Annotated in this window: 13 protein-coding genes and 1 pseudogene; 2 read left to right on the top strand and 12 right to left on the bottom strand. The window is 71.5% G+C overall.

The window, feature by feature from the left end:
* Window positions 1-32: 32 nt before the first annotated feature.
* From MXD61_RS17710 to MXD61_RS17690, 5 genes are all read right to left on the bottom strand, one after another.
* Window positions 33-263 (bottom strand): MbtH family protein, encoded by a 231-nt coding sequence (locus MXD61_RS17710; RefSeq protein ID WP_248814591.1) that lies wholly within the window; start codon window positions 261-263, stop codon window positions 33-35.
* Between the two features lie 887 nt (window positions 264-1,150).
* Window positions 1,151-2,239 carry a phosphatase PAP2 family protein gene (locus MXD61_RS17705; RefSeq protein WP_248814590.1) on the bottom strand — a complete coding sequence of 363 codons (1,089 nt, stop codon included), beginning with the start codon at window positions 2,237-2,239 and terminating at the stop codon, window positions 1,151-1,153.
* Between the two features lie 115 nt (window positions 2,240-2,354).
* Window positions 2,355-3,830, bottom strand: a complete 1,476-nt coding sequence (locus MXD61_RS17700) for an ABC transporter substrate-binding protein (RefSeq protein WP_248814589.1) — start codon at window positions 3,828-3,830, stop codon at window positions 2,355-2,357.
* Between the two features lie 679 nt (window positions 3,831-4,509).
* On the bottom strand, window positions 4,510-5,688 hold the full coding sequence (mftD, locus tag MXD61_RS17695; protein ID WP_248814588.1) for a pre-mycofactocin synthase MftD: 1,179 nt from the start codon (window positions 5,686-5,688) through the stop codon (window positions 4,510-4,512).
* A gap of 208 nt (window positions 5,689-5,896) precedes the next feature.
* A complete protein-coding gene (locus tag MXD61_RS17690) occupies window positions 5,897-7,132 on the bottom strand; it encodes an amidohydrolase family protein (protein ID WP_248814587.1) in 1,236 nt (411 codons plus the stop codon).
* Between the two features lie 273 nt (window positions 7,133-7,405).
* Here MXD61_RS17690 and MXD61_RS17685 point away from each other — a divergent pair, with 273 nt between their 5' ends.
* Window positions 7,406-8,116, top strand: coding sequence for a TetR/AcrR family transcriptional regulator (locus MXD61_RS17685; RefSeq protein WP_248814586.1), 711 nt, complete (start codon window positions 7,406-7,408; stop codon window positions 8,114-8,116).
* A gap of 441 nt (window positions 8,117-8,557) precedes the next feature.
* Here the strand turns inward: MXD61_RS17685 and mftC are convergent, their stop codons facing one another.
* The 6 genes and pseudogenes from mftC to MXD61_RS17655 all read right to left on the bottom strand — a co-directional run bounded on the left by mftC (window position 8,558) and on the right by MXD61_RS17655 (window position 19,908).
* Complete coding sequence (gene mftC / locus MXD61_RS17680) at window positions 8,558-9,889, bottom strand: mycofactocin radical SAM maturase (protein WP_248814607.1); 1,332 nt, start codon at window positions 9,887-9,889, stop codon at window positions 8,558-8,560.
* A 17-nt stretch (window positions 9,890-9,906) separates the two neighbouring features.
* Window positions 9,907-10,212 carry a mycofactocin biosynthesis chaperone MftB gene (gene mftB / locus MXD61_RS17675; protein WP_248814606.1) on the bottom strand — a complete coding sequence of 102 codons (306 nt, stop codon included), beginning with the start codon at window positions 10,210-10,212 and terminating at the stop codon, window positions 9,907-9,909.
* Window positions 10,213-10,319: 107 nt separating this feature from the next.
* A complete protein-coding gene (mftA, locus tag MXD61_RS17670) occupies window positions 10,320-10,439 on the bottom strand; it encodes a mycofactocin precursor MftA (RefSeq protein WP_248814585.1) in 120 nt (39 codons plus the stop codon).
* Window positions 10,440-10,746: 307 nt separating this feature from the next.
* A complete protein-coding gene (gene uppS, locus MXD61_RS17665; RefSeq protein ID WP_248814584.1) occupies window positions 10,747-11,523 on the bottom strand; it encodes a polyprenyl diphosphate synthase in 777 nt (258 codons plus the stop codon).
* 222 nt (window positions 11,524-11,745) lie between these two features.
* Window positions 11,746-18,297 carry a type I polyketide synthase gene (locus tag MXD61_RS17660; protein ID WP_248814583.1) on the bottom strand — a complete coding sequence of 2,184 codons (6,552 nt, stop codon included), beginning with the start codon at window positions 18,295-18,297 and terminating at the stop codon, window positions 11,746-11,748.
* A gap of 403 nt (window positions 18,298-18,700) precedes the next feature.
* Window positions 18,701-19,908 (bottom strand): annotated as a pseudogene (locus MXD61_RS17655) (IS701 family transposase).
* A gap of 232 nt (window positions 19,909-20,140) precedes the next feature.
* Here MXD61_RS17655 and MXD61_RS17650 point away from each other — a divergent pair.
* Window positions 20,141-20,809, top strand: a complete 669-nt coding sequence (locus MXD61_RS17650; RefSeq protein ID WP_374629129.1) for an IS630 family transposase — start codon at window positions 20,141-20,143, stop codon at window positions 20,807-20,809.
* Between the two features lie 380 nt (window positions 20,810-21,189).
* Here MXD61_RS17650 and MXD61_RS17645 read toward each other — a convergent pair whose 3' ends face one another.
* Window positions 21,190-21,597 (bottom strand): hypothetical protein, encoded by a 408-nt coding sequence (locus tag MXD61_RS17645; RefSeq protein ID WP_248814581.1) that lies wholly within the window; start codon window positions 21,595-21,597, stop codon window positions 21,190-21,192.
* Between the last annotated feature and the right edge of the window lie 2 nt (window positions 21,598-21,599).

Raw genomic sequence — 21,599 nt, 5'->3', positions numbered from 1 at the left:
CAGGCGAAACGCCGCGTACGACGGGCGGTAGGTCAGAACGGCTGGGACTCCCCGCGCTCGACCGGGCTGGCGAGACCCACCGGCCGCATGTTCGTCCAGGTCCGTTCGACATGGTCGAGGCACTGCCCGCGGGAATCCGGCCCGAACGCCACCCGCCAGCCGGCCGGGACGTCGAGAAACGTCGGCCACAGCGAGTACTGACCCGCACCGTTGACCAGGGCGAGGAACGATCCACTCGCGTCGTCGAAGAGGCTGCTGGACATGCGGTTCGCACCTCCGGGTCGATGGTTTCCCACAGAAGGACAACGTCTTCGCTCTGTTTCGTCTTCGTCCTGTTTCCGGGCAGGCCGAAGAGAACCTCAGAGCCAGGTGTTTTCAGGCAGTCGAACAGGCGCCGTTCAGTCGCACCGGCGGCCCGGAACAGTCACCCGAAAAGTGTCACGCCGCACCACACCGAAGGTCATACTCAGCAGAAACGGATCCGGGGTTCAGGAACCCCGCACCGACGCGGCCACGGCCGGCGGGCATATGCCCACCGCGCGCAGGCGACCGGGGCTGGGTTCGGGCTCACCGAGCCGGCCTGCTCCGTGCCTTCTCAGCGGTGCCCTTCGGACGGTGCCTCCTCGGTGATCCCATCCGCACGCATCACGATCAGGAACAGCCGATCAGACGCAGTCGATCAGAAGCATGCGGTTAAGTAAGCTTTAACTTATCTCCTACAACACTGTCGTAGCTCGCCCACCTTGTCAAGCGACGTGACATTGCTCCCCAGCAGCCACCGCGCACCCCGGGGAAACGATCACCGCGTTCGACCGCCGGCCGCCGGCCGTCCTCAGTTCGCGGCCGCCGCCGGGTGGACGGTCAGGCGCTGGTCACCCGGCCGCGTGGCTTCAGGTGGCGGTTCGGGCCCCTGACCTGATCACCGGTCACCGGCCACCTGTCGCTGCACCGAGCGTCACCGTCGCGCACCGCGGTCATCCCACCGAGGACATCGCCTGGTTCCCGGCCGGTGTCATAGGCGAGCAACGCGCTGTCCGGATGTGGCCGCATGCGCCGGGGCAGCGGGATCGCATCGGTGCCGCGCTCACCGCCCCGGCAGTCCGGCGAAGAACGTACAGCAGTGCGCGGAGCGTCTTCTGCCTGCCACCGGCTACTGACCGGCGTGATCCTGACGGGAATCCTGGTCCTGATGTCCATCCCGTACCGGGCTGGCTCCCCCGAGCCCGACCCCGATCCCGGCCGGCACCGCCGGATCACCGGACCACGCGCTCGCGGCCCCGGTGTCACTTCGGGGAGTCACCGGCCGCCGCGCCGCGGAACCGGCGACGACGGAGCCTGGCCGGGCGACCCGCCCCCACGGCGACCGGGCCAGCAGCCGACGCCGCAGCGCCGACAGGGCGCGGCCGACCACGATCGCGAGGGCGAGCAGTGCCCCGGCGAGAATCCCGTCGGCCCACCAGTGGTTGGCGGTGACGACGACGACGAGGCTCGTCACGATCGGATGGGCGAGGATCAGCCACCGCCACCGGCTCGGACTGATCCGGATCACCTCGTAGGCGATCAGGCATGCCCAGCCCACATGCACCGACGGCAGCGCCGACAGCTGCGCCGCCACCCCGGCACCGAACTCGCCGTAGACCGACTGGCCGAGCGCCACCGCCTCGTCCACGAACCCGACGGAGGTGAGCATCCGCGGCGGCGCCGTCGGCAGGAACATGTGAAACAGCAGGGACGACCCGGTGAACAGCACGATCGTCGTGCGCACGGACGGGTAGGCCCGCCGGTGGCGCAGGAACAACCAGACCAGGAACACGTTCATCGCCGGGAAGTGCACCCAGCTGTAGAACACGTTCGCCGCCCGCAGCCACGACTCGTGGTGCAGCATGAACCGTTCCATCGCCAGCTCGCTGGGCAGCCGCAGCATCCGCTCGGTCCGCCAGATCCAGTCGGCGCGTTCCATCGCGCCGCCGACCCGCGTCACCCCGAGGATGCGCGCGATCTGCCACAGCGTGAACAGCCCCAGGATCGTCCCCGCCTCCTGGCTGGCCGCCCCGACGAACCCCAGCACCCGCCGCACCCGCCGACGCCCCACCCCCGACGCCCCACCCCCGGACGCCCGGGGCTCAGATGCCCGGGGCTCAGATGCCCGGGGCTCGGACAGCCTGGCCGCGACCCGGACCACCAGTGCCAGCGCCAGCAGCACGCCGGCCGCGATCCCCGCCTGCTGCCACAGCGGCATCGTCCGCACCCTCCCGCCTGGCGACGGCGCGCCGAGGTTCTCCGAACCGTCACGTTACGTCCCGCCCGGCGCGGGCGCCGTCAGGGTCGGACAGGGCGTCGCGGGCGGTGCGGGGTTACAGGGTGGGGGTCAGTTCGGCGCCGCACAGGCCGCGGTCCTCGGAGTCGAAGGCGGTGGCGGTGGCGTTGACGCGCAGCAGGGCGACGCAGGTGGTCGGGTGGGCCCGGGCGGTACCGACGTTGGTCGGGCCGAGCAGGCCGTCCGCGGTGTAGCTGGTCATCGAGCGCAGGGCGGTGACGAAGGAGGCGCGGGTCGGACAGGGTCCGGCGGCGCGCAGGCCACGCAGGAACAGGTCGGTGTCGATGTAGGACACCAGGGAGCCCTCCTGCCGCGGGTCGGACAGCTGCGGGGCGTAGCGGCGCATCGCGTCCAGGTAGCGCTCCGTGGCCGGGCCGCCGGTTTCGAACGGACGGTAGGAGATGGGCACCAGGGTTCCGGCGAGCGCCGTCGCGCCGGTGCGCAGCAGGTCGTGGTCGTAGCCGCCGAGGGCGAGGACCACGTCCGGTTCGCCGCCGGCCTGGTGGATGGCGTCGAGCAGCGCCGGCAGGGCACCCGAGGCGAGCATGGTGATCACCGTGTCGGCGCCGGAGTCGACGATCCGGGCGGCGAGCGCGCTCACATTGTCCGCACCGGCCAGATAGGGAGTGTCGCCGACCACATCGACACCGACCGCCCGCAGGCTCTGACCGATCCGGTCGGCGGCCCCGGCCACACCGGAGGACATTCCCGTACGGACGACGTACGCCCGCGTGCCGCCCCGGGCCACCACCGCGCGGCCATAGGTGTCGACCGCGCCGCCAACGGAGTTCACGATCCCGAACATGTTCGGGCTGCGCAGCCAGACATCCTCGGTGGCCGAACCGACCACCGGAATTCCCCGGCTGGCGAGAAACGGCGCGCTTCCAGCCGCGGCGCTGGTGAACTCCAGCAGGCCGAACACGCCCTGGCCGTTGATCAGGTCACGTGCGGCGATCAGGTTTCCCTGCGCGGTGCCCACATCGTCTCGCCAGGTGTAGGAAATCCTACGGCCGTTGATTCCCCCAGCCGCGTTGACGGCGCCGATACGTGCGTCGACGCCCGCCCGCACGGCCCGGTAGCCGGGCGCCAGCACCCCCGAGTCGGGCAGCACCAGACCCAGCCTGATCTCGTTCTTCGTCAGCCCCGGGATGCTGGTCGTATCCCCGCACGACGATGCGATACCGGGCGTGCGGGTGCAGGTCGAGATCCCGACCAGGAGCAGGGAGAGCATCGCCGGCAGCCCCATCCACGCCGCCAGCCGCCCCGCCTCCCGCCGGTGCGGCCGCGTTCCCCGCGCGATCGCCCGCAGCCGCCCGGCCGCTCCCGATCCCGCAAGCCGCGACCCCGAGATCCCCGTCCCCGAGATCCCCGTCCCCACACGTCGCCGGGCCGCCCGTCGCAGCGTCGCAGCTCGCGACCGTGCAGGCGTCCATGCCGCCGACCATGAGGCCGGCACCCGCAACGCCCGCAGCCGCTGGGCCGCCCGCAGGGACATCGGCACCCGTGCTGCCACCAGCCGATGGCTCGGTGTCCGCGAGCCCGCGACCCGCATGGTCGGAATGCGCGGGGTCGGAATGCGCGGGGCCGGAATGCGCGGGGTCGGAATGCGCGGGGCCGACAGAGCCGGTGAGGGAAGGCGCAGGGCCGGGATGCTGGGGGTGCGCGGGCCCGGCCGGTGCGGGCTCGGCGGGGTCATTCGGCATGCGCATTCACGCCGGTCATTCCGCCGCCGGGCCGCCGGAAACAGCGTCCGGCCTGGAGCACGGGCCGCCGGACCAGCCGGCCGGCCGGCACCACGACGCGACCGCGGAAAGGATTCTCACCACCGACCACCGGGAGATTCTCCGGGAATTCCACCGGAACGTTCGGCATGCTGTCCGGTCCGGAAATGACCTCATCCGGACGCCGGGGGGCGGGGACCAGGGGGGCCGCATTGCGAGGGCGACAGGGCATGCCACTATGGTGCACACCCCAGCAGACACGGACAACCGTGCAAGTCGGTTTCGCCCCGGGTGCAACCGGGCGTTGCACCCGCCTTTACTTCCACCCGGGGCGGCCGAGTTTCCTGCCGATAACTCGAATGTATCTCACGCGTTTCTTTCCGCGTACATCCGATCGAATCGCGCCCTACCTGCGATCCGGTAGGACAAACCGTCAAAAGGGTTTACGGTGAAGCCTGCGAACCGCTAGGGTCAGAGCTTGCGGTCCAACGCGAAGCCGGCCGGGACGAGCAGGTCCTCGGGCGACAGTTCGTGTACCGAGGAGTGGCCCAGGCCAAGCAGTGTCTCGCTCACGCCCTGGCGGAGGATCTCCAGCACGTTCATCACGCCGCGCTCGCCGCCGGCCGCCATCCCCCACAGGTACGCCCGGCCGACCATCACCGCGCGGGCACCGAGGGCCAGTGCCTTGACCACGTCGCTGCCACGGCGGATGCCGCCGTCGAGCACGACCTCGATCTGGTCACCGACCGCGTCCACCACACCGGGCAGGCAGCGGATCGACGCCGGTGTGGTGTCGACGTTGTTACCACCGTGGTTGGACACCGAGATGGCGCTGGCGCCGACGTCCACCGCGCGGCGGGCGTCGTCCGGCCGGGTGATGCCCTTGATCATGAAGGGGCCGTCCCACTGCTCGCGCAGCCAGGCGAGGTCCGCCCAGGTGGGTGGCGGGGTGCCCATCCACTGGCCGTAGGCGCCGAAGAAGGTCGGCGGGGTGGCCTCGCGTGGCCCGAGGTTGGGCACGCCGAGGTCGGGCAGCGACCCGCTGCGCAGCCAGGTGGCCAGGTAGCGCGGCCTGATCGCGACCTGCGGGGCGTACCGGGCCATGGCCTTGAGGTCGAGCTTGTCCGGGATGAACGGGCTGCCCCAGTCCCGGCGGGAGTCGAACACCCAGTCCAGGGTGACGATGAGCCCCTTGGCGCCGGCGGCGCGGGCCCGCTCGGCGCGGGCGAGGATCTCCTCGCGGGAGCCCAGCCAGTAGGTCTGGAACAGCAGCTTGTCGATGGTCTTGGCGACCTGCTCGACCGGCTTGGACGCGAACGCCGACAGGCCCATCGCCGTCCCGGCGCCGGCCGCGGCCCGGGCGACCGCGAGCTCCCCGTCGGGGTGCACCGCCTGCACGCCGGTCGGGGAGATGATGACCGGGAAGCTGATCTCCTGCCCCATCACCGTGGTGGACAGGTCGCGGGTGTGCGGCAGGTCGGCGACGTGCGGGCGGACCTTGAGCTCGGCGAACGCGGCGAGGTTGTCGTCCATCGTCACGCCGGCCTCGGACCCGGCGACCAGCGCCAGGTAGACGCCCTTGGGCAGCCGCTTCTTCGCCCGCCGCTGGGCCTCCGCGACCGTCTCGAACCAATCCTTCGTGCTGGCCATCGCACTCCCGCCTCGTCCACCAGGGGATGCCATTTGATTTGGCACCGAGTGCCACTGTAACCGCGGGCCCCCTCCGGCGCATCCGGCCGCAACGCGAGGACGGGGCGAGTCCCGTGGGACCCGCCCCGTCCTGGTGCGGTCAGGGCGTCCTGGGACGCCCGCGATCAGCTGGTCATCGGCCGCCGATCAGACGGCGACCGGGCAGCGGTCAGGCAGTGACCAGGGCCTTCTTGGCCGGGTCGACACCCATGATCTTGGCGAGGTTCTCGCCCATGACCTTGCGCTGGTCCGCCAGCGGCAGGCTCTCGATCTCGTCGACGAAGGTCACCGGGTCGAACAGGCCCTCGGGGTGCGGGTAGTCCGAACCGAAGACGACGTTGTCGGCGCCAATGGTCTGCACCAGGCTGACGACGTCCTCCTCGTGGAAGGGGTGGACGAAGATGCTGCGCCGCCAGGTGACCATCGGGTCCTCGTCGAACATGCCCGGGCTGCGGTCGTAGTGCTTCTGGAACTGGTTGACCAGCGGACGGACCCAGGAGCTGCCGTTCTCGACCGGCAGGAAACGGATGGCCGGGAAGCGGGTGGCCAGACCGTGGGCGATGATCGAGGTGACGACGTCCTTGATGTAGCGGTGCTCGCTGTTGAGGATCTGCGAGAAGGCCGACGGCTTGCTGTCGAAGGGCAGGAACTCGCCGCGGACACCCTCGAACTCGTTGATGTAACGCTGGAAGCCGTCGTCGGAGGCGTGCATGCCCACGACGACGCCGGACTCCTCGACCCTCTTCCAGAAGGGGTCGTACTCGGGCAGCGCGAACGAGCGGCGCACGCCGCCGTAGCCGGGCACGGGTGCCGGGCGGACCAGGATCGCGCGGGCGCCGCGCTCCAAGACGTAGTCGAGCTCCCGCAGCGCCTTGTCGACGAACGGCAGCGTGATCACCGGAGTCGGGAAGATCCGCTCCTCGAAGTTGTACGACCAGTGCTCGAACATCCACTCGTTGAGGGCGTGGACGACGACGACGGTCGACTCCGGGTCGTCGGCCAGGCGCTCCTCGAGCAGGCTGGCCAGCGTCGGCCACATCATCGCCCGGTCGATGCTGAGCTCGTTCATGAGCTCGAGCCGGTCGGCCGGGTTGAAGAACGCCGGGAGGGCCTTGATGTACCTGGGCGGCGGGGCGGCCTCGATGTCGCCGGCCTTCGTCTTGGACGACGGGTTCTTCAGCCGGAACTCGATCTCCTGCGCGCCGGGGGGCGCCACGACGTTGAACGTCGGGTTCGGGATGTACTCGCTGATGACGTTCCGCAGCGCGATCTTGGTGCGACCGTTGATCTGAACGTACTTCACCAGGCCGGCGTGGCTCGCCGGAAGGTACTTGGTGAACGCGTCGGTCGTCTCGTACATGTGATTGTCCGCGTCGAAGACGGGGAAATCGAGAACTCTGGACATTCGCTACTCCTGGTGCGCTCTCACCGAGTGGATGACGTCTGGAAGCACGGCGGCGGGCCGCCGGTGGGGCGGGAACCGTCCACGCCGAGGGTGACGGCGCAGCCGGTGCCGGCGGTACGGATGGTGGTGGGCGACCGGCGAACGCGGTCGATTGTCCGGGACGCTCGCGGAAAGGGCGGCCGGCCAGGCAGACTGTGAGGCACCGGGCACGAACACCGCATGCGGATGGCCGCTCGGGCGCGGCACTGGTCGGGGCGCAAAGGAGATCGACACGTGGGACGGCCCAAATCGCCACTGGTGGACCGCAGGGAGGCGATCGTCAAAGCGCTCGACATCATCGACGCCGAGGGGCTGGCCGCACTGAACCTGCGCCGCCTGGGCACCGAACTCGGCGTGAGTGGCGCGGCCCTGTACCACCATTTCACGGACAAGGACGAGATTCTGCGAGGCGTCGTGTCCATGGTGCTGTCGCAGGCGGTCCTGCCGCAGGACACCACGCGCAGCTGGGAGGAGATCCTCGTCGAGTCGACGACCAGCTTCCGTCACGTGCTCGTCTCGCACCCCAACGCCGCACCCCTGCTGGCCCCCGGCAGCCTGCCCACCAGTTACAGCGGCAACACCGCCCGCGAGCACATGGTGGGACGGATGCTCACCGGCGGTGTGCCCGATCACCTGTGCTACCCGATCATCGAGAGCGCGGAGATCCTGGCGTTCGGCTCGGCGCTGATGAACCCCAACCGCCTGCCCGTCGCCACCCGCCTGGGCCTCGACTCCCCCAGGGCCACCGAGCCGGGTGCCGCGAGCGGTTCCGACGGCGGAGCCACCACGGGTGTCGGGCCGACCGGTATCGACCGGACCAGAAACCTGCGCCGGGTGATCGAGGCGACCGGGAGATCCGTCGACCAGACATTCGATCTTCAGCTCGCCGCCCTGATGCGGGGCTGGAAAGCCCTGATCGAACAGGAAGCGCGCGACCAGCCGTAGCGGGGGCGAGAACAGCGGCGCGTGCGCAGCGTCCGGCACCGCGACGAGCGCCCGCGGGAGGCGAGGTCCGTGACCTGGCATCAGCCCCACTCCCTCCCACTCCGCGCCGCTACTTGGTTACCTACCTACCTACCTGCATACCGACCCATTCACCCGCCAGCAACTTAACAACGTTAAGTTTTGGTGCGGTGTTCCCTCGGTCAGTGCTCCCCGGACGTACACCGACTACGCCGACATACCCCGGATCACCACCATGCCCACAGTCCGGCCGCCACCGCAACTGTTACCAGCCCACCGGGTTCGCCCCTGGGCGCCGGACCGCGGGATCGCGGGATCGCCACAGGCCGTCCGCGCGCGAAGGCACGGGCGGCCTGTGATCGACGTTCGGCGACAGGTCTGGGCGGCCTACCGGCGCGTCCGGCCACCGACCCATCCGGTGGATCAGGGCCTGGCGGCCGCCGCGACCGGATCGAAGCCGGCGAGCGGGTCCTCCTGGCAGGCGCTGACCGGGGGCAGCGCGGGCGAGAGCGTGCTCGGTGCCCGCCCGATCGTGACCGGCACCGGCCCACCGCCACCCCGGCGACCGCCGCCTGGCCGGGACCGGGAACTCGACCGGCCAGCCGCACCGCCCACCTGCGTCGGACGGGAGTGGTCGACCGTCGAACGCGGCGGCGCGACCTCACCGCGGGCCAGCAGGGCGTCCACTCCATGGCCCTGGACGCACTCGGGATCGGGGCCGTCCAGGGGCAGACCGGTGAAGAACTTCGCCGCCATGCAACCGCCGCGGCAGGAGTCGTAGTGCCCGCAGGACGCGCACGCCCCGCCGGTCTGCGGCTCACGCATGACCTCGAACAGCTCCGACTCGCGCCACACGGTGGTGAAGCCGCCGGTGTCGCGCACGTTGCCGGCGAGGAACTCGTCGTGGATGGCGAACGGGCAGGCGTAGACGTCCCCGACCGGGTCGATGAGGCAGACCACCCGGCCGGCGCCGCACAGGTTGAGCCCGGGCAGCGCCTGACCGTAGGCGGACAGGTGGAAGAACGAGTCGCCGGTCAGCACGTTCTCACCGGCGGCGACCAGCCAGTCGTAGAGCTCACGCTGCTGGGCGGCGCTGGGATGCAGCTCGTCCCAGGTGTCGGCGCCGCGCCCGGACGGACGCAGCCGGGTCAGCCGTAGCTGCGCGCCGTAGCGGTTCGCGATCTCGGCGAACCCGTCCAGCTGGGAGACGTTGTGCCGGGTGACGACGACGGACAGCTTGAACCCGCGGAACCCGGCCGCGGCCAGGTTCTCCATCGCGCGGATCGCCATGTCGTACGAACCCTCGCCGCGCACCGCGTCGTTGATCTCGGCCGTCGCACCGTCGAGGGAGATCTGCACGTCGACGTAGTCGCTGGCGGCCAGCCGCTGGGCCACCTCGGGGGTGATCCGCACGCCGTTGGTGGAGAACTTCACCCCGACGTGATGCTCGGTGGCGTAGTCGACGAGCTCCCAGAAGTCGGCGCGCACCGTCGGTTCGCCGCCGCCGATGTTGACGTAGAACACCTGCAGCCGCTCGAGTTCGTCGATGACCGCCTTGCACTCGTCGGTCGAGAGCTCCCGCGGGTCACGCCGCCCCGAGCTGGACAGGCAGTGCCGGCAGGCCAGGTTGCAGGCGTAGGTGAGCTCCCAGGTCAGACAGATCGGCGCCGCGAGCCCCCGCGCGAAGTGGTCGATGAGCCGCGTCGGCGCCACCGCACTGGATGTCGCCGGCGCACCGGATGTCGCCGTCGCCATGCTGATCGTCGTGCTGGTCACGGACCGCTCCCCTCGACGAGCATCTGGGACGCGGCGAGGGTCGCCAGTGCCCCCTGATATCGGCCGAGGTCAGCGGCGGGCAACCCCGCCGCAACAGCCGCGGCCCGCACCGAATCGTGCGTCGCCAGCGCCTCGACCAGCGCCAACAGCCCCGGCTCCTTCAGGAACGACAGCCGCCGGGTACCAAAGTGGTAGAGCAGCGCGCCGAACGACTCAGGCCGCACGGACACCTGCGGATGCAGCCGCCACGCCCGGTCCAGATCGAACCCGCGGGGCGTCGCGGCCGGACCGGGAGCCGCCACGGAGGCCGCGTCCGCCCCACCTGCGCCGCCGGCGACGCTGCCGGGGGTCGAGGGAAGGACGGACGCGGCCGGTCCGGAGGGTCCAGCGGACGTGGCCGGATCGGCGCTCAGTAGACGCCGCACATGCCGTCGATGGAGACCTCCTCGACGAGAAGATCCGCCACGATGGGCGCCTCCGCCTCGGACGCCTCGACGGTCTGGTCGATCTGGATCGCGGTCGGTTCCATACACACTCCCCTGGGCCGCACAGCCAAGATCCGGACGGCTACCAGCCCGGATGGTCACGCTCCGGACAAGGGAAGTCCGGACGCGGATGGCCTGGACGATTGCTGGTCCGGACGGGACCTTTTCCTGCCCCGCTGGGGCAGAACTGTAGTGGCACCGGGTGCCAAAGAAAAGCGGTTCACCCAAGCTCGGCGAAGATGGCCGCAAGCCCGCCAGACCCTGCCACCCCGCCAGACACGCGCCGTCGCGGTCACGTCACCACCGTGGGAAACGCGCGTGGACAGCCCGGCTGGCGCCGCGCGAGACCGGCTAGGAGCCGTGGCGGCGTTCCCGGGCGGCGAAGCTGCGCAGTGCCCGAAGGAAGTCGATCTCGCGGAACGCCGGCCAGTAGGCCTCGCAGAAGTACAGCTCGGAGTAGGCGCTCTGCCACAGCAGGAAGTTCGACATGCGCTGCTCGCCGGACGTCCGGATCACCAGGTCCGGGTCCGGCTGCCCGGCCGTGTACAGGTTGCGGGCGATGTCGTCCCCGGTCAGGGCCGCGGCCACGTCCGCCAGCGAGTCGCCGGCCTCGGCCCGCTCGTACAGGTGCTCCCGAATCGCCTCGATGACCTCCTGACGCCCCCCGTACCCGACGGCGAGCGTCACATGGAAGCCGGTCGTGCAGGCGCGGGTGGTCTCGACCGCGTTCTTGAGCACCCGCGCGGTCGAGTCGGGCAGCACGTCGAGCATGCCGGCCAGGTGCACCCGCCACCGTGCGTCCGGACGTGCCAGCCGGTCGGACACCACCTGCTCGATCACGCTCATCAGGTAGGCGACCTCGGCGTCCCCCCGGCTCTGCAGGTTCTCCGTCGAGCAGACGAACACCGTGACGTGGCGGATACCGACCGCCTCGCACCAGGACAGCACATCCTCGGCATGCTCGGCGCCGTAACGATGCCCGAGGCTGGGGTTGGCCATCCCCATCTCCCGGGCCCACCGCCTGTTACCGTCCATGACCAGGCCAACGTGGGCGGGCAGCGGCCCGTCCATCACCTGCCGACGCAGCCGCCGGGTGTAGAACGCATAAAGGGGGCCGCCGAAAGCCATGGTGGAACCTTCCGCCGCGAGCCTGCATGGACGCCGCGAGCCCCGCACCCGCCGCCCGACCCACGCTCCGGCAGCTGCACGGCCCGACCTTGGCCAGGACCTGACCCCGGCCAGGACATGACGGGGATGGGTGACGATACCCCGCTGCCCCACCGCCGCCGTCACCGCCAGGCAGCCCTCCCCCTGTGAGGCCGTAAACCGAGGGCTGTTTGGGTGCATCCGTCAGGGCGTCGGCGGACCCGCCGCATGCGCTGGTTGTCGTCCCTCGACGCCACTGAGCCAGCGGTGCAGGTCGTGGGCGGTGGCGGCGGAATGCTCGTGCATCATCGACTGGTGGTCGCCGGCCACGTCGAAACTGTCGTGTTCGAGGGTCCACTCGGACGTCCAGGTCTGGCCGATGCCGGTGACGTCCTCGGCGACGGTGCTGGGATGGCCGCCGCGCCGCGGGCGGACGCGGGCCCGCACGAGCATGACCGGCGCGGCGACGGCCCGGGGCCGCCAGTTCTCGAACAGGTCCAGGTAGGCGCCCTGCGCGGTGACCTGCGCTTCGGTCATCAGCGCGTAGGCCTGCTCGTTGACGGCGATGCCGCGCAGCTCCTCCTGGATGTCGTGTTCGGGGATGCGGTCGGTGGGCAGCCAGGTGTCGAGCAGCACGACGGCCGCCGGGGGCATCCCGCGATCCTGGAGGACGGACGCGATCGCGTGCGCGAGCCAGCCACCGGAGGAGTAGCCGGCCAGCACGATCGGACGCCCCGCGAACGCCCGCGTGATCGTGTCGACGTGCCGGGCGATGACGAGGTCGGCGGTCGCCGGTAGCGGTTCACCGTCACCGAAGCCGGGATGCGCCAGCGCGTGGACGTCGCGGCGTCCGTGCAGGTGCAGGGCGAGGCGAGCGAAGGTGTGCGGCCCGGACGGCGCCACCATGGACGGCAGGCAGACCAGCGCGAACGGTGCCGGCCCCGACGCCAGGCGCACCGGCCGTCCCGGCGCCCCGAATCCCTCCACGGACGTGCACACCGCGCGCAGCTTCGCCGCCGCCCGCAGCACCCCCACTCCCGCCGCGAACTTCCCCTCCGCGCACGCCTGCCGGTACACCCCCCGCACCCCCACCGCCTCGCCGCCCGCCGCCGGGTGGGCCAACGCCGGACGAGCGAGCTGCGAGGGCACGGCCGCCGGACTCGTGGTGGCCGAAGGCACGGCGGCCGGACGCATGGTGGCCGGGGCGGCGGCGGCGAGGCCGGCGAGATGGGCGGCGAGTTCGGTGACGGTGGGATGTTCGAACACGGCCTGGGTCCCGAATCCGAGCCCGGTCGCGGCGACCAGCCTGCGTCGCAGCTCCACCGAGGCCAGCGAGTCGAAGCCGAGCTCGAGGAAGCGACGCGAGAGCTCCACCTCCTGCGCCGACTCGTACCCCAGGACGTCCGCCGCCTGCGCGCGCACCAGCTCCACCAGCTCGACCAGCCCCCACCGGGACGGCTCCCCCGCGACCGACGCGGCCCCCGGGTGTTCCGCGGAACCGTCCGACGCGGTCACCGCGTCCCCCGGATGCCGCGCGGAACCGCCCGAGGTGCGCGCCGCGATCCCGAGGTGTTCCGCGGAACCGCCCGCCCCCGGCGCCGCGGACGGGTCGGGGTGCGACAGCGCGGTGAAGAAACGGTTGTCGCGGGCCGCGGTGATCGACGGGAGAAAGCGGTCCCAGTCGACGTCGACGATGGTCCTGGTACGCGCCCCGGCGGCGACCGGATCGCTGGGATGCCCCGCGCCAAGGGACGTGGCACCGAGGGACCCGGCACCGAGCGACCCGGCACCGAGCGACGCGGCGAGGATGGCCGCGGCCTGGGCAGGGTCGAGGGGACGCAGGCCTCGACGGGTCAGGAACTCGCGTAGGGCGGGTGTGGCGGCCAGACCGTCGCCGTCCCAGGGGCCGTAGGCGAGCGCGGTGATCCGGCAGCGGCCGGTGTCGGCGCGTCCGGCCAGGGCGTCCAGGTAGGCGTTGGCCGCACTGTAGGCGGCCTGGTTGCCGCTGCCCCACACCGCCGCGATCGAGGACACCAACGCGATCTCGGTGATGCTGTCACCGTCCGGGGTCGGGAGCAGCCGGACGAGGGCGCTCGCACCCGCGACCTTCCCGGCGACGACCTCCGCGACCTCGCCGAGGGTGAGCTCAAGCAGGGGACGGCACGCTCCGACGACACCAGCGGCGTGCACGACCGCGGTCACCGGCTCACCGGCGTCCACCTGCCGGCGCAGCAGAGCCGCCAGCGCCGACTCGTCGCCGACGTCACAGGCCTGCGCACTGGCCCGGGCACCGAGCGCGTCAAGCTCGCGGACCAGCGCCTCCGCACCCGGACTCGCCGGCCCGCGCCGACTCGCCAGCACCAGCCGTCGCACCCCGCCGCGGGCGAGCGCCCGGGCGACGTGCGCACCGACAGCCCCCGTCCCGCCGGTGATCAGCACGCAGCCGACCCGCCGCCCGACCCGCTCGAACCTCGCGGCAGGCCCACCCGCACGCCCCGTCCCCGCCCCCGGCGCGGACCCCGACGCGGGTTCCAACCCGGACTCCGCGAGCCCGTCCGCCGGCATCGGCACCCGCACCAACCGTGGGACGCGCAGCCCCGTCGACCGCGCGGCGAACTGGAACTCGCCGCCAGCCGCATCGCCCACGGTGAGCGCGACACCGAGCCACAGCAGCGACTGGTCATCGATCCCACGCCCGCCAGCCCCGCCGTCCCCGCTGTCCCCGCCAGGCAGACCAGGCAGGTCGATCAGGCCGCCCCAGGTGTGGGGACGTTCCAGGGCCAGGGTGCGGCCGAGGCCCCAGGCCATGGCCTGGTCGGGCTGGGTCACGGGGTGGTCGTCGTCGGCGGCCACGGCACCCGTGGTGATCATCCAGAGCGGGGCGTCGATGGACGCGTCGGCCAGTGCCTGCGGGCAGACGACGGACAGGGCGAGGCCGCGGGTCAGTCCCGGGTGGTCCGGATGGGGGGTGTCGTCCAGCGCGAGCAGGGAGAGGACGGCGCCGATCGGCGTCGGGTGACCAGCCCGAACAGCGGCGAGCCGGGCCGCGATCTCAGCACGGTCGGCATGTTCGAGCTGGATGATCTCGCTGCCGCCGAGACGCTCGAGGACCCAGCCGAGCCGGGCGACCAACGTCCGGTCCGCACCTCGCGGTGGGACGACCACCAGCCATCGCCCGCCCGGATCATCGCCGCCGACCTGACCGCGCTGGCCGACCCGGCCGCTCTGACCGGACGGGCCGCCCTGACCGGACGGGCCGCTCCGGCCGGACGGGCTGATCCCGGCGAACGCGGTGAGCACGGCGGTCACGTCCGCATCGGCGAGTGGCTGCCAGACGGTGCGGTAGTGCCATCCCGTCGACGACGGACGCGTGGATGACCCGGGCGGGGTGGATGGTCCAGGCGGGGTGGATGGCTCGAAGGGAACGGTGGCGGGGGTGCCCAGCCAGTGGCGGCGGCGTTGGAAGGGGTAGGTGGGCAGGTCGACGAGGTGGCCGGGGCGGCCGGGGCGGCCGGGGACGGCGTGCCAGTCGACGTCGATGCCGTGGGTGTCCAGAGCCGCGGCCGCGCCGAGCACCATCTCGGGCTCCGGGCGTCGCGCCCGCGCCGTCGCGACCGCCAACGGCGTACGCCGTCCAGCGGCGGCACCGGCACCGGCGCCCGTGTCGTCGTCTTCGAGGGTGGCGGGGACGAGGGGGGTGAGGATGGCGTCGGGACCGAGCTCGAGGAAGCTGTCGGCGCCTTCCGCCGCGAGGCGGCGCAGCGCCTCGGCGAAGTACACCGTGCCGCGGGCCTGGCGGGGCCAGTAGTCGGGTTCGAGCATCCAGCGCGGGGACAGTTCGCCGGTGAGCGTCGAGACGATCGGGATGATCGGCTCGTGGTAGGTGAGGGTGGCGGCGACCGCGCGGAAGTCGTCCAGCATGCCGTCCAGGTGCGGGGAGTGGAAGGCGTGGCTGGTGGTGAGCCGGCGCGTCGCGACGCCACGGGCGGTGAAGGTGGCGGCGACGTGTGCGGTGGCGTCGGTGTCGCCGGCGATCACGACGGCGGACGGCCCGTTGACGGCGGCGAGGGTGACCCGTCCGCCGGTGCCGGCCAGCGCGGCGGTCACCTCGTCGACGGTCGCGCGGATGGCGATCATCGCGCCGCCGGCCGGGCAGGCCTGCATGAGTCGGCCGCGGGCGGCGACCAGACGGACGGCGTCGTCGAGGGTCCAGATGCCGGCGACGTGCGCGGCGACGAGTTCGCCGATGGAGTGGCCGGCCAGCAGCGCCGGACGCGGCCCCCACGAGGTGACCAGCTGGAACAGCGCGGTCTCATGGGCGAACAGGGCCGGCTGGGTGTATTCGGTGCGGTCCAGCAGGGCGGCCAGGTAGGTGCCCGCCGGGGCGAACATCACGTCGAGCAGTGGACGTCCCAGCTGGGCGTCGAAGCGGGCGGCGATCTCGTCCAGTGCGGCGGCGAACACCGGAAACGCCTGGTAGAGCTCGCGGCCGAGTTCAGGGCGCTGGCTGCCCTGGCCGGTGAACAGCATCGCGAGGCGCCCCCGCGCACCGGGCGCACAGGTACCCCGGACGACGCCGGGCGCGCCGCGCCCCTCGGCCAGCCGCTCCAGCACCACCGCCACCCGGCTGGCAGCCGACACCCCGGCAGTCGCAGCCGCCACCTGGCCGGCAGCCAATACCTGGCCGGCAGCCGACACCGCGGCAGGCACGGGTGACAGGGCGGCTGTCCGCACCGAGGTCGGGGTGGACAGGTCGGTGAGCACGACGGCTCGGTGTTCGAAGCGGGTCCGTCCGGCGAGGGTATGGGCGACGTCCGACAGATCCAGGTGTGGATGGGTGCGCAGGTGCGCGGCGAGGCGCGCGGCGCCCGAGCGCAGCGCCGCGTCGGTCCGTCCGGACAGCACCAGCGCCACCGGCCGCGCGCCGGCCGCGGGAACAGCCGGGGGGACGCGGATGGGCTCGGGCTCGGGTGGGGCTTCCTCGATGATGAGGTGGGCGTTGGTGCCGGAGATGCCGAACGCCGAGATACCGGCGCGGCGGGGGCGTCCACCGGGGTGGTGCGGCCAGGGCAGCGGGTCGGTGAGCAGCGCGACCGCACCGGCGGACCAGTCGACGTGCGGGGAGGGGGCGCGCACGTGCAGGGTCCGCGGGAGGGTCTCGTGCCGCAGCGCCTGCACCATCTTGATGGTGCCGCAGACACCGGCGGCGGCCTGGCTGTGGCCGATGTTGGACTTCAGCGACCCCAGGCGCAGCGGACGGTCGAGCGGGCGGTCCTGACCGTAGGTGGCCAGCAGCGCGGACGCCTCGATCGGATCACCGAGAGCGGTACCGGTGCCGTGGGCCTCGACGGCGTCGACGTCGGCGGCGCGCAGTCCGGCGTTGGCGAGCGCCGCGCGGATGAGGCGCTGCTGGGACAGCCCGTTCGGCGCGGTCATCCCGTTGCTGGCACCGTCGGAGTTCACCGCGCTGCCCCGGATGACGGCCAGCACCCGGTGGCCGTGACGCCGGGCGGCGGAGAGCCGTTCGAGCGCCAGGACACCGGCGCCGTCCGCCCAGCCGGTGCCGTCGGCGTCGACGGAGAAGGCCTTGCACCGTCCGTCCGGGGCGAGGCCGCGCTTGCGGCTGAACTCCACCAGGATGCCGGGCGTCGACATGACGGTGACCCCGCCGGCCAGCGCCAGTTCGCATTCCCCCGCCCGCAGTGACTGGGCGGCCAGATGCACCGCGACCAGCGAGGCGGAACACTGCGTGTCCACGGCCAGGGTGGGGCCTTCCAGGCCGAAGGTGTAGGCGACCCGTCCGGCGATGACCCCGGGTGCGGTCCCGGTGAGCAGCTGTCCCTGGGCGGCGGCCGGCGCCACATGCCAGGACGGTCCGTAGTCGGTCAGGGAGGTGCCGGTGAACACCCCCGTGCGGCTTCCGCGCAGCGAACGCGGGTCGATCCCGGCGTGCTCGAGCGCCTCCCAGGACGTCTCCAGCATGAGCCGCTGCTGCGGGTCGATGGCCGCCGCCTCCCGCGGCCCGATGCCGAAGAAGGTCGCGTCGAACCGGTCGATGCCCGCCAGGAACCCACCCCGCCGGGTGTAGGCGGTGCCCGCCCGACTCGCATGCGGACTCGGGTCGTAGAGGGCGTCGAGGTCCCAGCCCCGGTCGTCCGGCAGGTCACCGGTCGCGTCCAGGCCGGCGCCGACCAGCTCCCACAGCGCCTGCGGCGAGTCGACGCCCCCCGCCAACCGGACGCCCATCCCGACGATCACCACCGGATCGTCCGCCAGCGCAGGCGGCCTGCCCACCGGGTCGGACGCGGTGCCCGGGCCGGCTGACGTGGCGGTGTCGCGCGGCTCCCCGAGCAGCGTGCGACGCAGATGGCCGGCGAGGGCGTCCGGTGTGGGCAGATCGAACAACATGGTCGCCGGCAGGACGACCCCGGTCTCCTCCCCGAGCACCGCACGCAGCCGCTCGGCGATCCCCCGGTACACCCCCAGCGCCCGCCACGACGCCTGCGCGTCCAAGCCGGCAGCGGCCCTGCTGGGAGCGGCGCTGGGTGCGGCCGCGGAGCTGGGCGTGGCGGCAGGGCTAGGCGTGGCGGCAGGGCTGGGTGTGGCGGTGGCATCGTGGATGGCGGTGCGGATGGCCGCCAGGAGCAGGTCGTGCTGGGCTGGCGCCGACCGTCCGGCCAGGCGGGCCCGCCACCGCGCACGCGAGGTGGCCGCGCCGTCTCGAGGGGAGCCCGGGACCTGGCGCGACTGGGGCATGCGGAGACTCCCACCTGATCGGAACGCGGCGACGGCGGCAGCACATGGCGAACTCACTGGCCCGAACATCTGGGCAAATACTGTCTTAGCAGCCAAAAAGGGCAGGCCATTCCGCCTGACCGGGCCACCGCCTACAGCGCCCCACCCCTGGCCTGGACGCCTCGCGGCAACGCACATCCGCGCAGGTCAAGCCACTCGCCATGGGCGCCGGTCACCGCACCGCCGGCCGCGCGTCAGGGCTACCCGGCAGGTGCCATCGCGGCCCCGGCCACGCCGCGGTCAGCCGGAGGGATGCCGTCCCGCGAGGGACGCGGCGGCGGGGCGAGAAGGTGGCGGCCCGCAGCCGCTTCCGCAGCCGGAAACGTTCAGTGGCCCGCCTAGTACTACAGCCGCTGTTTTGTGATCAGTTGGGTTGGTGGTTGCGGCGTCGGTAGTGGGACCAGTGCAGGACGTGGTCGAGGGTCGCGGCGGGCAGGCCGATGATCGCGAGGGCGAGTCGGCGGGTTTCGTTGACGGTGATCGGGATCAGGGTGGGGTTGTCGGGCTGGTCGTGTCTGTTGTCGGCGGCGGTGGTGGTGGTGGCCAGGAAGGCGTGCGCGAGCATCGCGAGGATGGTCCAGCGGTGCCAGGATGTCCAGGTTCTGACCTGGTGTGGTCGAGGGCGGTGAGTTCTTTGGACGTCTGGATGGTTTCCTCGACGGTCCATCGTCGGCCGGCGACAGCGACCAGGGCGGCGAGGGGGACCGGGCCGGCGGCGTGGGCGCGGTAGAAGGCGTACTCGCCGCTGGTCTGGTGGCGGCGGACCAGCAGCCAGTGGCGGCCGGGAAGGTCCTTGTCGACGGTGTCGATCAGGGCCCAGTCGTAGGAGCGGTGGCCTTTCGACCCGGGGCCGGCGGAACGCTGCTGCCAGGCTTTCTCGGGCAGGCGCACGGCGAGTTCGACGGCGGTGCGGGTCCCGATCCCGGTGACGATCGGATGGTTCTTCGCCACGGCCAGGACATAGCCGACACCGCGGCGGGCGAGCTCGCCGCGCAGTTTCGGGTCGTTGCCGTAGACCTCGTCGCCGGCGACCCAGCCCGCCTGCACCCCGGCGTCGAAGGCGGCGGTGAGCATCCGCCGCGCCAGCGCCGGCTTGGTGGCGAACCCGCTTCCTTCCGGGACGCCGGCCTCCTGGCAGCGCGCGGGGTCCTGCGTCCAGCCGCGGGGCAGGTAGAGAGCACGGTCGATGAACGCGTGCCCCCGGTCGGTCGCGTAGGCCAGATACACCGCGACCTGCGCGTTGTCGATTCTGCCTGCCGTGCCGGTGTACTGACGTTGCACCCCGACGGTCCGGGTGCCTTTCTTCAGATCCCCGGTCTCGTCCACGACCAGCACCGCCCCGGCGCTCCCGAGACGGTCGACCACATAGCCGCGCAGGTCGTCGCGGACCGCGTCGACGTCCCACACCGCCCGGGCCAACAGACGCTGCATCCCGTGCGGACTGGCGTCCCCGGCATGCTCCGCGACCGTCCAGCAGTTCGCCCGCGGCAACCCCGCCAGCAACCCCAGCAGGAACGACCGCACCCGCCGACGGCTCGCCGCCCACGTGAACCGCGGCCTCACCAGCCCCAGAAGCCCCTCGAACTCACCCTGAAAACGATCACTGTCTATGCTGGGGCCCGCAGCCACCAGCAGATCCTGACGCGTCCTCACAAACCCGCCATGATCACCGGTGGCTGTTCACGTTCCAGCACCGGTACCAGCCACCCACCGGCAGCCCACCCACATCAAATAATCACAAAACGACGGCTGCCGCACTAGTGTCCTGAGTCTCTGATTCGCCTGTGGATCGTAGGCTTGGGGCATGCCTGGGCCGCGTGCCGTGGAAATTATGCCGACCGACGCTGAGCGGGAGGTTCTGGCTGGCTGGATGTGTCGCCCGAAGACAGCGCTGGCATTGCGGTCGCGGATCGTGTTGGAGCGCGCGGAGGGTAGGACGAACGGCCAGGTGGCGGAGGCCGTCGGGGTGTCGGTGGGGACGGTGGCGCGGATGACGCATGACTACGTCCGTAACGGCACGACCAGCCTGTTCGCGGCGCTGGACCCGACCTCGGGGTCGGTGATCTCCCAGTCGTTCCGGCGTCGCCGCCACCAGGAGTTTCTCCGGTTCCTGAAACTGATCGACGCCTCGGTACCCAAGGGCTACGACCTGCACCTGATCCTGGAAAACTACGCCACCCACAGGACTCCGGCGGCGAAGAACTGGCCGTTGCGCCACCCCCGCTTCCACCTGCACTTCACCCCCACCTCGTCGTCGTGGATGAATCTGGTCGAGCGCTGGTTCGCCGAGTTGACGAACCGCAAGCTGCGCCGATCGACGCGCCGCTCGGTCGTTGAACTCGAAACCGACATCCACACATGGATCAAATCTTGGAACAAGAATCCCAAGCCGTTCGTCTGGGCCAGGACCGCCGACGAGATACTCGAGACCCTCGCCGCCTACTGCGCACGGATTAACGACTCAGGACACTAGCGAAGGGCACGATCCGCTCGCTCGGAAACATCTCGGCGAGAAGATTTTCGATAGCGAACAGAACGCCGCCCTCCACGATCCGCCACGGATCAGGATTGGCCAGGGAAAACTCGAGGACCAAAGATATTCCGGCAGATAGTTGAACCCCGACGTCAGCTCGGTCAGCGGAATGAGATCAGGCATGCCGACTCCGCCACCTCCTACACTCGATAATCCTGTCGGAGATGTGGTTCTTATATGCCAGACCTCCTCTCGCCAGCCACACGGCCTGCATTCCGCCACCTTGCTCTCCCAGATCGAAATCCCGCCCGACGCGTCTTCTCTGAGGTTGCCCGTCCGACGCTGAGGCCGTCTTTTCGATCTCCAGTCGAGGGTTGGAGTCAGAGCGGCGGTAGGAATTCCACGACACCCCCCGCGATCTCATGGTGGCAGACCGGACATTTCCGGACAAAGGTGTGAGCCCGGAGTCGCGCGGCACGGCCTTTGCCAAGGATCGGGTTGGCGCCGTCGACAACCGCGGCCCGCAGCTGCGCGTCGCAGAACAGGCAGGTGTAGTTCGTTGGCTCGGCCAGCACCGCACCCTCGAAGTCCGCCGCGCACACAGTGCCGTCCGCGACCCGCGCGTCCAGGTCTGCAGGCAGCGCCCCCTCGTTCCAGTGCACCAGGTAGTAGACCGGCGCACGCCCGAAGAACCGAGCTGTGACACGCCGCACATTCTCCCGGGAGGCCCAGTACGGATCCTCCCAGTGAAAGTAGTTGCGCACCTCACCGACACTCTCGAACGGCACAC

This window comes from Frankia sp. AgPm24 (assembly GCF_023243055.1).
GTDB lineage: Bacteria > Actinomycetota > Actinomycetes > Frankiales > Frankiaceae > Frankia > Frankia umida.
The sequence above is the reverse complement of the archived record's forward strand: the minus strand, read 5'-3'. Positions and strand labels throughout refer to the sequence as shown.